A 13664-nucleotide genomic window follows, 5' to 3' on the forward strand; every position below is an offset into this window, starting at 1 on the left:
GAATATGCTGATGTCTGTAAATACTGAAACGAACCCCGCACAGGGGCAAACTGCCGTAATGAACAAAGAAAGCGTTTACGCTTCTCTGTTTGAAAAAATCAATCTGAGCCCGGCATCAAGCCTTGGCGATATTAATGTCTTTCTGGACGACACGGCGCTATCAGAGGCCACGGCGGGGGAACGCCTGACCGCGGCGATGCAGGTTTTTATGGACTGCATTCGTCAATCCGGCCAGCAGGTGGAGAAACTCGATAAAACGCTTATTGACCACCACATCGCGGACCTGGATTTTCGTATAAGCCGTCAACTTGATGCTGTTATGCATCACCCGGAGTTCCAGAAGGTGGAATCTCTGTGGCGCGGCCTGAAGCAACTGGTAGATAACACCGACTATCGCCAGAACGTGAAAACCGAAATCCTCGATGTGTCCAAAGACGATTTACGTCAGGATTTTGAAGATGCGCCAGAGGTGATACAGAGCGGCCTGTACTGGCATACTTACACCGCCGAATACGACACCCCCGGCGGCGAGCCGATAGGATCGGTAATATCGGCGTACGAGTTTGACGCCAGCCCGCAGGACATGGCGCTGTTGCGTAATATTTCGAAAGTCTCCGCTGCGGCGCATATGCCATTTATCGGCGCCGTAGGGCCGAAATTTTTCCTCAAGGATTCAATGGAAGAAGTCGCGGCAATTAAAGATATCGGCAACTATTTCGATCGCGCTGAGTACATTAAATGGAAATCGTTCCGCGATACCGATGACTCGCGCTATATCGGCCTGGTCATGCCGCGGGTATTGGGCCGTCTGCCGTATGGGCCGGACACGGTTCCGGTGCGCAGCTTTAACTACATTGAGCAGGTAAAGGGGCCGGATCACGAAAAGTATCTGTGGACCAGCGCGTCATTCGCCTTCGCCTCGAACATGGTACGCAGCTTTATTCAAAACGGCTGGTGCGTGCAAATCCGTGGCCCGCAGGCGGGCGGCGCGGTGAAAGATCTTCCCATCCACCTCTATGATCTCGGCACAGGAAATCAGGTGAAAATCCCTTCCGAGGTGATGATCCCGGAAACCCGTGAGTTCGAATTCGCCAATCTGGGCTTTATTCCGCTGTCTTATTATAAGAACCGTGACTATGCCTGCTTCTTCTCGGCTAACTCAACTCAGAAACCCGCGCAGTACGACACCGCGGATGCGACAGCCAATAGCCGTATCAACGCCCGCCTGCCGTACATCTTCCTGCTATCGCGCATCGCCCACTACCTGAAACTGATCCAACGCGAGAACATCGGCACCACCAAAGATCGCCGCCTGCTTGAGCTGGAGCTCAATACCTGGGTTCGTGGCCTGGTTACGGAAATGACCGATCCGGGCGACGAGCTGCAGGCCTCACATCCGCTGCGTGATGCGAAAGTGGTAGTGGAAGATATCGAGGATAACCCTGGCTTCTTCCGCGTCAAGCTGTTCGCGGTGCCGCACTTCCAGGTGGAAGGCATGGACGTCAATTTGTCTCTGGTTAGCCAAATGCCGAAGGCGAAAGGGTAACACGCCTGTCACTATCCAAGTCGTCTGGCTCGACAGGCTACAGCCTGTCTGGCGACAGACAACACACCTGCGCCATCTCAGGATGATGGCGTGTTAAAAAATGAAATGGAGTAATTAACATGGCAATACCAGTCTATTTATGGTTGAAAGACGACGGCGGGGCGGACATTAAAGGTTCCGTAGATGTGAAAGATCGTGAAGGCAGCATCGAAGTAGTGGCGCAGGAGCATAACCTGTACATCCCGACCGACAACAACACCGGAAAGCTAACCGGCACGCGTATCCACACGCCGTTTCTGTTTACCAAGGAAATCGACTCCTCAAGCCCCTATCTCTACAAGGCGGTGACTACCGGCCAGACGCTGAAGTCTGCCGAATTCAAGTGGTACAAAATCAATGATGCTGGTCAGGAAGTGGAATACTTCAACACCAAACTGGAAAACGTGAAAGTGGTGAAGGTCAATCCGCTGATGCACGACATCAAGAACCCAGCCTACGAGAAGCACAGCCATCTTGAGCAGATTGAACTGCGCTACGAAAAAATCACCTGGACCTATAAAGACGGCAACATCATTCATTCCGATTCATGGAATGAACGAACGACAGCCTGACGCCCGAAGCAGGCGGTTCGCCGTCTGCTTTTTTGCTAAGCGCCAGTGACCGTTGGCTTTTAGCAAAAATAATCAGCCTGCCCGACCTTGTGCGCTTTGGTCTCCTGCATCACGGGAAACGGCGATGGGCGGTAGCGTGTCCGGAATCGACAAAGAGAGAGCCTCATGGAAAACCCAGCCATTCTGTTACGCCGTTTAAACCCTTATTGCGCCCGCGCCCTGGAAGGCGCCGCTTCGTTGTGCCAGGCCCGCGCGCATGCGCAAATCCTTCCCGAACACTGGCTGCTAAAACTATTGGAGCAGGGCGAGGGAGACCTGACCGTATTAGCGCGGCGTTATGAGTGGGATATGGACGCTATCTGGCAGGATCTGCTCTCTTTTCTGGAAACGCTTCCGCGCTCGGTACACAGCCGGCCGCAGCTGTCCGGCAGCATCCAGAGCCTGATGCAGGAGGCGTGGTTAAGGGCTTCACTGGCGGGCGAGACCTCTCTACGCAGTGTTCATCTACTGATGGCGTTAGTCAGCAACCCAACGCGGGTGCGCTGTGACAGTCTGTGGCCGCTGTTAACGTTAGGACAAGCGCAGCTTGAACACCTGCGACCACTATTAGATATGCAGTCTGATGAGCGCCCGGAATTACAGCCAGATGAACCAGGCCACGTTGGCGATGTGGAGTTTGTCGGCCGCCCCGTGGAATCGGGCGTGAAGTCCGCTGAGATGACCCCTGCGTTACAGAACGCGCTGGACAAATTTACCCTTGATATCACTGCTCGCGCCCGCGAAGGCAAAATCGACCCGGTCTTTGGTCGCGATAACGAAATTCGTCAAATGGTGGATATCCTGTCGCGCAGGCGAAAAAACAACCCAATCCTGGTTGGCGAACCCGGTGTCGGCAAAACTGCGCTGGTCGAAGGGCTGGCGTTGCGTATCGCGGAGGGCAACGTGCCGGACAGTCTGAAGCCGGTTTCATTGCGTACGTTGGATCTCGGCTTACTGCAGGCCGGCGCAGGCGTTAAAGGGGAATTCGAACAGCGGCTTAAGAACATTATCGAAGCGGTACAGCAGTCGCCTGTTCCGGTGCTGCTGTTTATCGATGAAGCTCATACTATCATCGGCGCAGGCAACCAGGCCGGTGGCGCGGATGCCGCTAATTTGCTCAAACCGGCCCTGGCGCGCGGCGAACTGCGAACTATCGCCGCCACGACCTGGAGTGAGTATAAGCAGTACTTCGAGCGTGATGCCGCGCTGGAGCGCCGCTTCCAGATGGTCAAAGTCGACGAACCGGACGATGACACCGCCTGTCTGATGCTGCGCGGGTTAAAATCTCGCTATGCTCAGCATCACGGGGTACATATCACCGATGAAGCCATTCGCGCCGCCGTGACACTTTCCCGACGCTATCTCACCGGCCGCCAGTTGCCAGATAAAGCGGTGGACCTACTGGATACCGCATCGGCCCGCATTCGCATGGGAATCGATACGGTGCCGGAATTGTTGACGCGTATGAAAGCGCAAATCACGGCGCTGGAAATGGAAAAACAGGCGTTGCTGGAAGATGCCATGGTCGGTAGCGGTAGCGACGAAGCGCGGCTGGCGGCAATTGAGCTGGAAGAATCGCGTATTATTTTACAGCTTGGTGATCTGGAAACGCAGTACGGCCTGGAACTGAAGCTGACCGAGCAACTGCTGAGCTGCCGAGCCGATCCTTCCCGCCGCAAGGAGATCGGCGCATTACAGAGCCAACTTGCCAGCGTCCAGAATAACCATCCGTTGCTGGGGCTGGATGTCGATTTACGTACCGTAGCAACGGTGATTGCCGACTGGACCGGGGTACCGCTCTCTTCATTGCTGAAGGACGAGCAGACGGAACTGCTGAGTCTCGAATCTCATTTGGATAAACGAGTGGTGGGGCAGGATATGGCGCTAAACGCCATTGCCAAGAGACTGCGGGCGACCAAAACCGGGCTTGCACCGGATAACGGCCCGCAGGGCGTATTTCTGCTTGTCGGTCCGAGCGGCACTGGAAAAACGGAAACCGCGCTGGCGCTGGCTGATGAGCTGTTCGGTGGTGAGAGATCGCTGATTACCATCAACCTTTCCGAATATCAGGAGCCGCATACGGTGTCCCAACTGAAAGGTTCGCCTCCCGGTTATGTCGGCTACGGTCAAGGGGGGATTCTCACCGAAGCGGTACGCAAACGCCCGTACAGCGTGGTACTGCTTGATGAAGTGGAAAAAGCGCATCGTGATGTGATGAATGTGTTCTACCAGGTGTTCGACCGTGGCTTAATGCGCGATGGCGAGGGACGCGAAATCGACTTTCGCAATACGGTGATCCTGATGACCTCAAACCTCGGCAGCGATCGGCTGATGCAGAGGCTGGAGGAGCGGCCGGAAGCGACAGAATCCGATTTACATGACCTGTTGCGCCCGGTGCTGCGAGAACATTTTCAACCAGCGCTGCTCGCGCGTTTCCAGACCATTATTTACCGTCCGCTCAGCCAACTGGCGATGCGCAAAATTGTCAACATGAAACTCAACCAGGTCAGCCAGCGTTTGTATCGTCACTACGGTATGACAACCGATATTGCCGAAGGCTTGTACGACGCGTTGACGGACGCCTGCCTGCTGCCGGATACCGGCGCGCGTAACATTGACAGCCTGCTTAATCAACAAATTCTACCGATGCTGAGTCAGCAACTGTTGAGCCATCTGGCGGCAGGGTTGAAGCAGCAGAGCCTTTCTCTGGATGTCGATGAAGAAGGCGACGTGGTCATGGAATTTAGCCACTCCTGATGAGAATTTCTTAGCGTCAACCCCATCCCGGTACAGGATGGCGCGGGCGATGGGCAAGCAGAACACTATCTGCAGGGCATTGCGGTCTTATGGAGAAAAAATATGACCTGGATGAGTTCGTTGGGCCGTGAGCGCAACACAACCGCAGGAGCATAACCTGCATGGTTGGGAATATGAATTTAATCTCAAGCAAAGCTACCCAAAACGCGAACAGATAAACCAGTATCGCGAGAGCGACCTGGCGTTTATTCAGCGCCTGCTGGCTGAAGTCGGCATATTCTATTATTTCACCCTGCAGGAAGAGGCGCAGAGCGAAGTGGTGAATTTCGCCGATGCGCAGCGCACGTTGATATTTGGTAAGACACTCCCCGTCAACAGCCCGTCGGGAATGAGCGACAGCGGGGCGGAGTCCGTATGGGGCTGCGAGGCGGAGAGTGAACAGCGCAGGGAGGATCTTTATTAATGGCATCAGTTCTTACATTGATTAGTGCGAGCCAGGTAGCGCCGGAAGCGCTGGCCGCACAGACCCAGCAGCGTTTGCTGCTGTGGGAAAACTGGCTGCAGCCGGTCACGACCGAGCAACCAACGGGCGATGATCCCGGCTATGACGATGATTTCCAGTTGATGCGCGAAGAAGTGAATAAGCTATCCGGCGCCAATACCGATCTGATTTGTCAGCTTGCGGAAAAGCTGCTGACCACCGTCACCCAGGATATCCGCGTCGCCTCATACTACGCCTGGGCCCGCCTGCACCGCGATGGCGAAGCGGGTCTGGCTGATGGGCTGGAATTACTGGCTGGATTAATGCAGCGTTTTGGCGTGAGTCTACACCCGCAGCGGGATCGCAGCAGGAGAGCTGCCCTTGACTGGCTGGCGAGCCAGCGCATGCTCGACAGCCTGTCGTTATACCCGGAGGTATGCAACAGCGATGCGCTACGTATCACCGGCGCGTTGCTGATCATGGAGCAGACGCAAGAAGGGGCGGTCCCCGGCGCGTTGTGCGCCGCCCTCGAAACCCGGTTAATGAAATCCGGCGGGCCAGAAGCTGTGGTCCCGCAGAATATCAGCGATGCGCCGCTAGCGGCGGTGGGGGGCAGCGCGCCAGTGCTCAGCGGTATCACCTCTGGTCAGGAGCTGCTGACGCAGGCGCGGGTGCTGGCAAAGTATCTCAGCGACCAGCCGGATGGCTGGCTCTCTGCCCATCACCTGATAAAGAGCATTCGCCATGATACGCTGCATCAGTTGCCGCCGTTACTGGCGGACGGCAGAACTCGTATTGATCCGCCAAAACCGGACCAGCGGGCGCTGCTGAAAAGGCTGTATCTCCAACAGAGCTGGATGGAATTACTCGAGCAGGCCAGCGAGATGTTTTCCCGCGGCGCAAACCATCTGTGGCTGGATCTGCAGTGGTATGTTCACCAGGCGCTGTTGAAATCCGGGCGCGACGCGCAGGCCGCTATTATTCAGCATGATCTGCAAGGACTGCTGGCACGTTTGATCGGCCTGGAAGGGTTGGCGTTTAACGATGGTACGCCGTTTGCCGATGAGGTGACGCTGAACTGGATACAGCAACAGGTGCTGGATAATGCAACCATCTGGCTGGACGACACCGCTTCCCGCGCCGTCACCGCTTCCGGCGACGACAACATCCTTCAGTTAGAGCCGGAGGCGCTGGCTCTGGTCGACAGCGATGGCGCTGAGGCGGCGCTGACCTGGCTGCAACATCGTCCGGGTATCACCACCCCCAGAAGCCGCTGGTTACTGCGATTATTGATGGCGCGGATTGCCGAGCAGAGCGGGAAAAACGAACTGGCGCAACATCTGCTGGCGGAACTGGACGTGCTGGCAGCCACGCTGTCACTGGCGCAATGGGAACCGGAACTACTGTTTGAAGTCCGAGCGCGTCATCTGCGGCTGTTGCGCGGTAAGGCCGGACGCAGCGAAACGGAAAGAGCTCGTCTGCAGTCGCAGATGGACCGTTTGCTGGCGGACCTGATTGCTATTGACCCCGCCCGCGCGGCGGTGCTGTGCGTTTAAACGCCTGATGATCGTCATGGACGAGTAACGGATAACATACGATCGATGATTTAACCTTATGCTATTTCGATGCTGGATCTCGACAAAGCCGGTACGCCGGATCCCTACGTAGAGCGTCTGTTTGAAGGGGTTGCTTTTTCCATGGAGCGCTTGCGGGAAAAGATTGATGACGACCTGCCTGAGCTTACCGAAGGGCTGGTTAGCATGCTGTGGCCGCACTATCTGCGCACCATTCCGTGGCTATCGGTGGTGGCGCTGACGCCGGAACTACCGACGATGAAGATGGCGGAAACGGTGCCTGCCGGGCTGGAGATATATTCCCGCCCGCTGGGGCCGAAAAATACCGTCTGCTGCGCCGCCTGCGCAGAGCGTGGGGCCGCGTGAGGTACCGTTTATCGACAAGGATCGGCTGGACCACGCGGCGTGGGGCTATGACTTTGCCCACACCGGCATCGTGGCGCAGCTGGGTTCGCCGCAGATGCTGGATTTTTACGATAATAGCGTCCTGCCGGGCCTGCGAGTAAAACAATTATTGAACTTAATATCGGCGAAATAATTAATACACGCACGAACGGATATGAAATAACTGCTGAGAATATTTATCGTGGCCAATATTCATTGACCGCTACAAATATCATCATCAGTTATATATGGAGGTTCATCTATTAGCATAAATACAAGCATTTAATTACGCCATTTATTAATAAGTCATCACTTTGTATTTGTAAGGACACATCAATGATAAAGCATATCCGTATTTTGCCCGGCGGGCTGGCGGTGCTGGCCGCCGTTTTTCTCTGCCTGCTGACGGCCTGCCGCGACCACAGTCGCGACGGCATGAGCGGCGCTGATATAAATGTCTATAACCACGGTCCAGACGCCATTGTTTCTATGCAGGTTGACGGCTACGGCGGGCCAAGGGCGAATCCCTACGGCGGCGGCGGCGGCTTCTGCTGCGTGATGGTGCCCAACGACTGGCGACCGGGCCTGACGGCAAAAATCACCTGGACTTCCGACCCTAACTCCTGGATGAAATCGAGTGAGATGCCGGACGATTATGAAACTCACTATCAGAAACATGGGCCGATTACTGTCCCTATCGAACGTTGGGAGAAGGGGCAGGCCTGTGGCTTTGATGTGCATATTTTCCCCTGCGATAAAGTGCGGATAGTGCGTTCCTGCATCCCGCCTGGGCAGCCGGGCTACCCGGTACTCCAGTCTCCTCCTGACTGGGAGCAACGAGCGGATAAGATCATTTTCAAACATATCAAGGAGGAGATCGTATGTCCGACACCGCAGAGTCCACGCTGAATGCCCTGAAGGCGCTTATTGCCGCCTTTCAGACCGGCGCCACCCCGGTCACGGTTAAAACCTCCACCGCGGAAGCGGCCAGCTTACCGCCGAAGTTTCCCGGGCCGGATGATAAAAACGGAGAAAAGTCTGCCGATAACTCTGTGCAGCAGAAAGCCGAATACAACGAGCGCGGCCGCCTGCCGGCGAGCAGAACGCGGGCCGAAGGCAACTACGCCAGGCAGTATCTGGAAGGATATGTCGGGGAGTCTGAACATCAATCGGACAAAAAAACGGAGCCGGGCTGTCCCGCCAGCCTGCATACACAATTCGCTGCTGACTAATATTGCCCGGCTCTGGTCTATGAGAAACCGGTATTGATATTTGTAGCGGCCCATTTTATTTGACCGCTACAAATATCATCATCAGTTATATATGGAAGTTCATCTATTAGCATAAATACAAGCATTTAATTACGCCATTTATTAATAAGTCATCACTTTGTATTTGTAAGGACACATCAATGATAAAGCATATCCGTATTTTGCCCGGCGGGCTGGCGGTGCTGGCCGCCGTTTTTCTCTGCCTGCTGACGGCCTGCCGCGATCACAGTCGCGACGGCATGAGCGGCGCTGATATAAACGTCTTAAACCACGGTCCGGATGCCATTGTTTCGGTGCAGGTGAACGGCTACGGCGGGCCTGGAGCCAATTCCTACGGCGGCGGCGGCTTCTGCTGTGTGATGGTGCCCAACGACTGGCGGCCGGGGCTGACGGCAAAAATCACCTGGACTTCCGACCCTAACTCCTGGATGAAAATAAGCGATATGCCTGACAACTATTCACAATACTATCAGCGCCATGGACCGATCACCGTTCCCATTGAGCGCTGGGAGAAGGGACAGGCCTGTGGCTTTGAAGTGCATATTTTTCCCTGCGATAAGGTAAGAATTGTTCGTTCTTGTCACGATCGCTCATCTCCGGAATATCCGATACATCGTGCGCCCGATGAGGATGAAAAAGCGAAAAAAATATTATTTGACCATGTTAAGGAGAACATCGTATGTCCGACACCGCAGACTCCACGCTGAATGCCCTGAAGGCGCTTATTGCGGCTTTTCAGACCGGTGCCACTCCGGTCGCAGTCAAAACCTCCACCGCAGAAGCGGCCAGCCTACCGCCAAAGTTTCCCGGGCCGGATGACAAAAAGCCCGCGGATAACTCCACGCAGCAGAAAACCGAATACAACGAGCGCGGCCGCCTGCCAGCGAGCAGAACGCAGACCGAAGGCAACTACGCCAGGCAGTACCTGGAGGGGTATGTTAAAGAGTCCGATCATCAATCGGACAAAAAAACGGAACCGGGCTGCCCCGCCAGCCTGCATATCAGCCTATTCTTTGACGGTACCTGCTGTAATGAAGAAGATGGTAATGAAGTGTACGGCTCGCGAAACCCGCCGCTGACCAATATCGGCCGTCTCTACCATGCCGCAAACTGGTTAGATAAGGCGGAGAACGACGGCTACTTCAGCTATTACTTTCCCGGCTGCGGGGCGCGCTTTCCGCAGATTGGCGAGAACGAATACTCGCTGGACGGCGAGCTGTTTGCCAACGGCGGTGAGGACCGTATCAACCAGGCGCTGCTTAAAACCTACAGCAGCATTTGCTATGCGGTGAAAAAGGAAAGGATCGAGGACAGCGAACTGGATACCTTTCGGCCTCAGATGGCCACCGTCTGGCCCTTCTCGCGGCTGACCCAGAAGTTCAACCGTAAAAGCGCGCTCGATGAGTTCTGCAGCAAGCATCTGGGTGCCGTGGTCAATCAGTGGCCGCGGCAGCCAACACGGCTGCATATCCAGCGCTCGCAGCGGCGCATCGCCAAAATCAAGCTGTTCGTCTACGGCTACTGCCGGGGGGCCGCCACCGCCCGCGGGCTGGAGTCGCTGCTCGATGACGCTAAAATGCCGCTCGATGCGACAAATATGCTGCCGGCGGGGACGGTGGTTCCGGGGGGACCCACGCTGCTGGGCATTCCCATCAGTATCGAGTTTATGGGACTGCTGGATTCGGTCTCGGCGGTTGGTGTGCCGCATATCCTGCCGTCGGCCACCGGGCATCTGGGCTGGGCGGCCAACAGCCTGCGGCTGCCGACCACCAAAGGCTTCTTAAAAAGCTGCTACCACTTTGTCGCCGGCCACGAGCAGCACGGCGACCTGCCGCTGGACTCCATTCGCGGTCCGGACGGTAAATACCCGGCGGGAGCGGTGGAGGTGGTCTACCCCGGGATGCATGCCGATGTCGGCGGCGACTGTAAGCCTGCGGAGCTCGGCAAGGTGCAGACCGACTCCCGCAGCCTGCTGTCAAAGATTGTGCTGCATGATATGTATGCCGCCGCCTTCGATGCCGGGGCGCCGCTGAGCGTACCTGAAGAAGTATTACCCGGTGGGGCTCAGGACAAAAAATATCGGGTAATGCAAGGCTACGTTGCTGATTATTTCAAAATCTCCGAACAGGCGATCGCCCTGTTTAACGCCTGGCAGCAGGCCGGGGCGCAGCAGGCGGGGGCGAAGACCGAAACGCCGGCCGTCAACGAGGCGGAGGTGGTGGCCATCGCCGTGGCTCAGGGCCGGGATCCGGTCGCCGCGCTGAAGGCGGCTCACGACAAGGCGGATAGCGATAAGGCGAAAGCTGCGGCCGCCGCCGCGAAGCCGCCGGAGAACGGTCCGCTGGGCAAACTGCCGGATCCGGTGTATGTGCCGCTGAAGGCCAAAGCGCTGGAGGTGATGCTGGCGGACCAGCTGAGCTGGATCACCGCCTGGCGCACCGAGCGCTTTGCCAGCCCGCAATACGCCGATAAGTATTATCAGCGTAAGCCTTTTTATCAGCAGGCGCTGAATGAGCAGACCGGCGCGCTGCCGTCGGCGACGGCGCCCGCGGAAAGCGAAGGGCCGCGAGAAGTGCCGTTTATCGATAAGGATCGGCTGGACCGCGCGGCGTGGGGTTATGACTTTGCCCATACCGGTATCGTGGCGCTGCTGGGCCAGGTGCTGCTGGATGTGATCCCCACCACGCAAACCGACCAGCTTGGCGGTCCGCTGGTGGCGGCGCAGGAGTCGGAATATATCCAGATCAAGAAAAGTGGCGATGCCCGGCGGGCGGCGCTGATGGGCTCGCCGACGATGCTGGATTTTTACGATAACTACGTGCATGACACGCTGGCCAAATATAATCATGATCCGCTGCATTCCTCGTTTTCCCACGGTTATTTTGCGTCGCGGACGATTTACGATAACGATGACGATACGTGGGATTCGGTGAAACAATTTGGCCAGCGGGTAAAAGCGATTATTGATATTAATGTTGGCGATATATTAGTGCAGGCGCGAACGGATATGAAAGATCTGAATACGGTATCGGGCGTGCTGGGGAAAATATATCGGGATATAAAAAGCGAGGCTTTTAAAATACTGCTTCCCTGACACTTTAATTACCATATTACTATGGACGGCGTCGTAAAAATAAAAATCTGAAATTACGTCATCTCTTAATAATTCATTACTTTATTTTATTTTTGTAAGGATACATCAATGATAAAGCATACCCGTATTTTGTCCACAGGGCTGGCGGTACTGGTCGCCGTTTTTCTCTGTCTATTGACGGCCTGCCGCGATCACAGTCATGACGGCATGAGCGGCGCTGATATAGCCGTATTAAACCACGGACCTGATGCCATCGTTTCGGTGCAGGTTGATGGCTACGGAGGGCCCAGGGCGAATCCCTACGGTGGCGGTGGCGGATTCTGCTGCGTGATGGTGCCTGATGTCTGGCGCCCGGGACTGACGGCAAAAATCACCTGGACCTCCGATCCTAATGCCTGGATGAAATCGAGTGAGATGCCCGATGATTATGAGACTCACTATCAGAAACATGGGCCGATTACTGTCCCCATTGAACGCTGGGAGAAGGGGCAGGCGTGCGGTTTTGATGTGCATATTTTCCCCTGCGATAAGGTGCGGATAGTCCGTTCCTGCTACGGTCGCGCAGATCCGAAATACCCGATACTTCCTCATCCTGATGAGGATAAAAAAGCAGATAACGTTATTTTCAAACATATCAAGGAGGAGATCGTATGTCCGACACCGCAGACTCCACGCTGAATGCCCTGGCTGGGCGCCCATTTGGATGTACGGCTACAGCTGTATGTGGCCCGCCATTTATTACCGGCTGCGCAACGCTCTTGCCAACCCAAAAACGCGGCGCGGTTAGGGCGGACCGCGGTACTGCGCCCGCTTAACGCGCAATACCCTGCTACTGACATTATCACCATTCATCTGGGGCGTTATCAGCGCGTCCGAAAAATATTCACCGAAGGGAGAACGATGAAGATGGCAACTATCGTTGGTAAAAATTGCGCCACATTGCTGCCCATCACTCTCACTGCAGCCTTAACCGGCTGCGGCCTGACGCAGAGCGTAAAAGATGGAGCCGTCTCAGTGACCTACGCTATTTTTTATAAACAGATCAAAACGCTGCATTTGGATATTCGGGCCCGGGAAGGGGTGAACCACAATGCGCAAGGGGCGTCATTGGCAACCGTAGTGCGAATTTACCAACTCAAAGAGCGCAAAGCGTTTGACGCCAGCGATTATCCCTCGCTATTTGCTGACGATAGCCGGGCAATACCAAGCGATTGGCTGGCCCAAAAAGATATCCGTCTACACCCGGGGGAATCCGTGGCGCTGGATATGCCGCTGGAGACGGCGGCGCAATACGTCGCGGTGGCGGGGATGTTTATCGCGCCGGATCGGGTCAAGGACAGCTGGCGGTTAGTGTTGACCCGCGACGACCTCGACCCCGACAAGCCGCGTATTATCGAAGCCGGTCACAACCGGCTGACGCTGCAACCGTTAAAAGGTAACTAAAATGCCGCGCCCCTCACTTTACGACACCCTGTTTGGTAATTTCTCCGGCGGTCTCGATCTGCATCAGATCGGTGAAGAAAATCAGGTCATTTTATCGGTGCTTGATAATATGCAGCGTATCCTCAACTGCCGGGCTGGCACGCTGGCGCATCTTCCGGATTACGGTCTGCCGGATATGACAAAAATTCTCCAGGGGATGCCGGGTAGCGCGCACCAGTTAATGACCACGCTGTCCGCGGTACTGCTCAAATACGAACCGCGGCTGAACAGCCTCCGTGTGGAGATGCTCGAACAGACACAGCCAGGCGAACTGCGTTATGCCATCGACGCGGAACTGAAGGAAATTGGTCTGGTACGCTATGGCACGGAATTTATGCCTGAAGGCAGGGTTCTCCTTCGCCATCTGAAACAGCAACAGTATCTGAATGCCCGCACCGCTATTTAGCCCTCACTCTGGTTACCCC

At 55.7% G+C, this 13664-nt stretch carries 12 protein-coding genes and 3 pseudogenes; all 15 read left to right on the forward strand.

Going from position 1 to position 13664, the window contains the following annotated elements; genetic code table 11:
* The first annotated feature begins 10 nt into the window (after window positions 1–10).
* The 15 genes and pseudogenes from tssC (at window position 11) to tssE (ending at window position 13645) form a co-directional block, all read left to right on the forward strand.
* Window positions 11–1546 (forward strand): type VI secretion system contractile sheath large subunit, encoded by a 1536-nt coding sequence (gene tssC / locus ABLV66_RS10830; RefSeq protein ID WP_289577727.1) that lies wholly within the window; start codon window positions 11–13, stop codon window positions 1544–1546.
* 119 nt (window positions 1547–1665) lie between these two features.
* On the forward strand, window positions 1666–2157 hold the full coding sequence (gene hcp, locus ABLV66_RS10835) for a type VI secretion system effector Hcp (RefSeq protein ID WP_015366299.1): 492 nt from the start codon (window positions 1666–1668) through the stop codon (window positions 2155–2157).
* Between the two features lie 165 nt (window positions 2158–2322).
* On the forward strand, window positions 2323–4953 hold the full coding sequence (gene tssH / locus ABLV66_RS10840) for a type VI secretion system ATPase TssH (protein WP_348876414.1): 2631 nt from the start codon (window positions 2323–2325) through the stop codon (window positions 4951–4953).
* Window positions 4954–5098: 145 nt separating this feature from the next.
* Window positions 5099–5374, forward strand: a pseudogene (locus ABLV66_RS10845) (contractile injection system protein, VgrG/Pvc8 family); the annotation flags it as partial.
* A gap of 41 nt (window positions 5375–5415) precedes the next feature.
* Entirely contained in the window at window positions 5416–6990 is a 1575-nt protein-coding gene (gene tssA / locus ABLV66_RS10850; RefSeq protein WP_045398046.1) for a type VI secretion system protein TssA, read from the forward strand.
* Between the two features lie 54 nt (window positions 6991–7044).
* Window positions 7045–7341: pseudogene (locus ABLV66_RS10855) on the forward strand (type VI secretion system baseplate subunit TssF); the annotation flags it as partial.
* A 19-nt stretch (window positions 7342–7360) separates the two neighbouring features.
* Window positions 7361–7546: a hypothetical protein gene (locus ABLV66_RS10860; RefSeq protein ID WP_015705642.1), complete on the forward strand. Its 186-nt coding sequence runs from the start codon at window positions 7361–7363 to the stop codon at window positions 7544–7546.
* A 182-nt stretch (window positions 7547–7728) separates the two neighbouring features.
* On the forward strand, window positions 7729–8301 hold the full coding sequence (gene tli1a / locus ABLV66_RS10865) for a Tli1a family immunity protein (RefSeq protein WP_348876413.1): 573 nt from the start codon (window positions 7729–7731) through the stop codon (window positions 8299–8301).
* Complete coding sequence (locus ABLV66_RS10870) at window positions 8274–8624, forward strand: hypothetical protein (protein ID WP_316423392.1); 351 nt, start codon at window positions 8274–8276, stop codon at window positions 8622–8624. The genes tli1a (ABLV66_RS10865) and ABLV66_RS10870 overlap by 28 nt, the downstream gene beginning before the upstream one ends.
* A 179-nt stretch (window positions 8625–8803) precedes the next feature.
* Window positions 8804–9370 carry a Tli1a family immunity protein gene (tli1a, locus tag ABLV66_RS10875; protein ID WP_045423133.1) on the forward strand — a complete coding sequence of 189 codons (567 nt, stop codon included), beginning with the start codon at window positions 8804–8806 and terminating at the stop codon, window positions 9368–9370.
* Window positions 9343–11757, forward strand: coding sequence for a Tle1 family T6SS lipase effector (locus tag ABLV66_RS10880; protein ID WP_512174075.1), 2415 nt, complete (start codon window positions 9343–9345; stop codon window positions 11755–11757). The genes tli1a (ABLV66_RS10875) and ABLV66_RS10880 overlap by 28 nt, the downstream gene beginning before the upstream one ends.
* A 108-nt stretch (window positions 11758–11865) precedes the next feature.
* Window positions 11866–12435, forward strand: a complete 570-nt coding sequence (tli1a, locus tag ABLV66_RS10885; RefSeq protein WP_045397514.1) for a Tli1a family immunity protein — start codon at window positions 11866–11868, stop codon at window positions 12433–12435.
* A 6-nt stretch (window positions 12436–12441) separates the two neighbouring features.
* Window positions 12442–12683: pseudogene (locus ABLV66_RS10890) on the forward strand (type VI secretion system baseplate subunit TssG); the annotation flags it as partial.
* Entirely contained in the window at window positions 12664–13200 is a 537-nt protein-coding gene (gene tssJ, locus ABLV66_RS10895) for a type VI secretion system lipoprotein TssJ (RefSeq protein ID WP_316422433.1), read from the forward strand. The pseudogene ABLV66_RS10890 and the gene tssJ, both read left to right, overlap by 20 nt.
* Window position 13201: 1 nt before the next feature.
* A complete protein-coding gene (gene tssE, locus ABLV66_RS10900) occupies window positions 13202–13645 on the forward strand; it encodes a type VI secretion system baseplate subunit TssE (protein ID WP_015705635.1) in 444 nt (147 codons plus the stop codon).
* Window positions 13646–13664 lie beyond the last annotated feature (19 nt).

This window comes from Klebsiella sp. CN_Kp073, assembly GCF_040065495.2.
Taxonomy (GTDB): Bacteria; Pseudomonadota; Gammaproteobacteria; order Enterobacterales; family Enterobacteriaceae; genus Klebsiella; species Klebsiella aerogenes.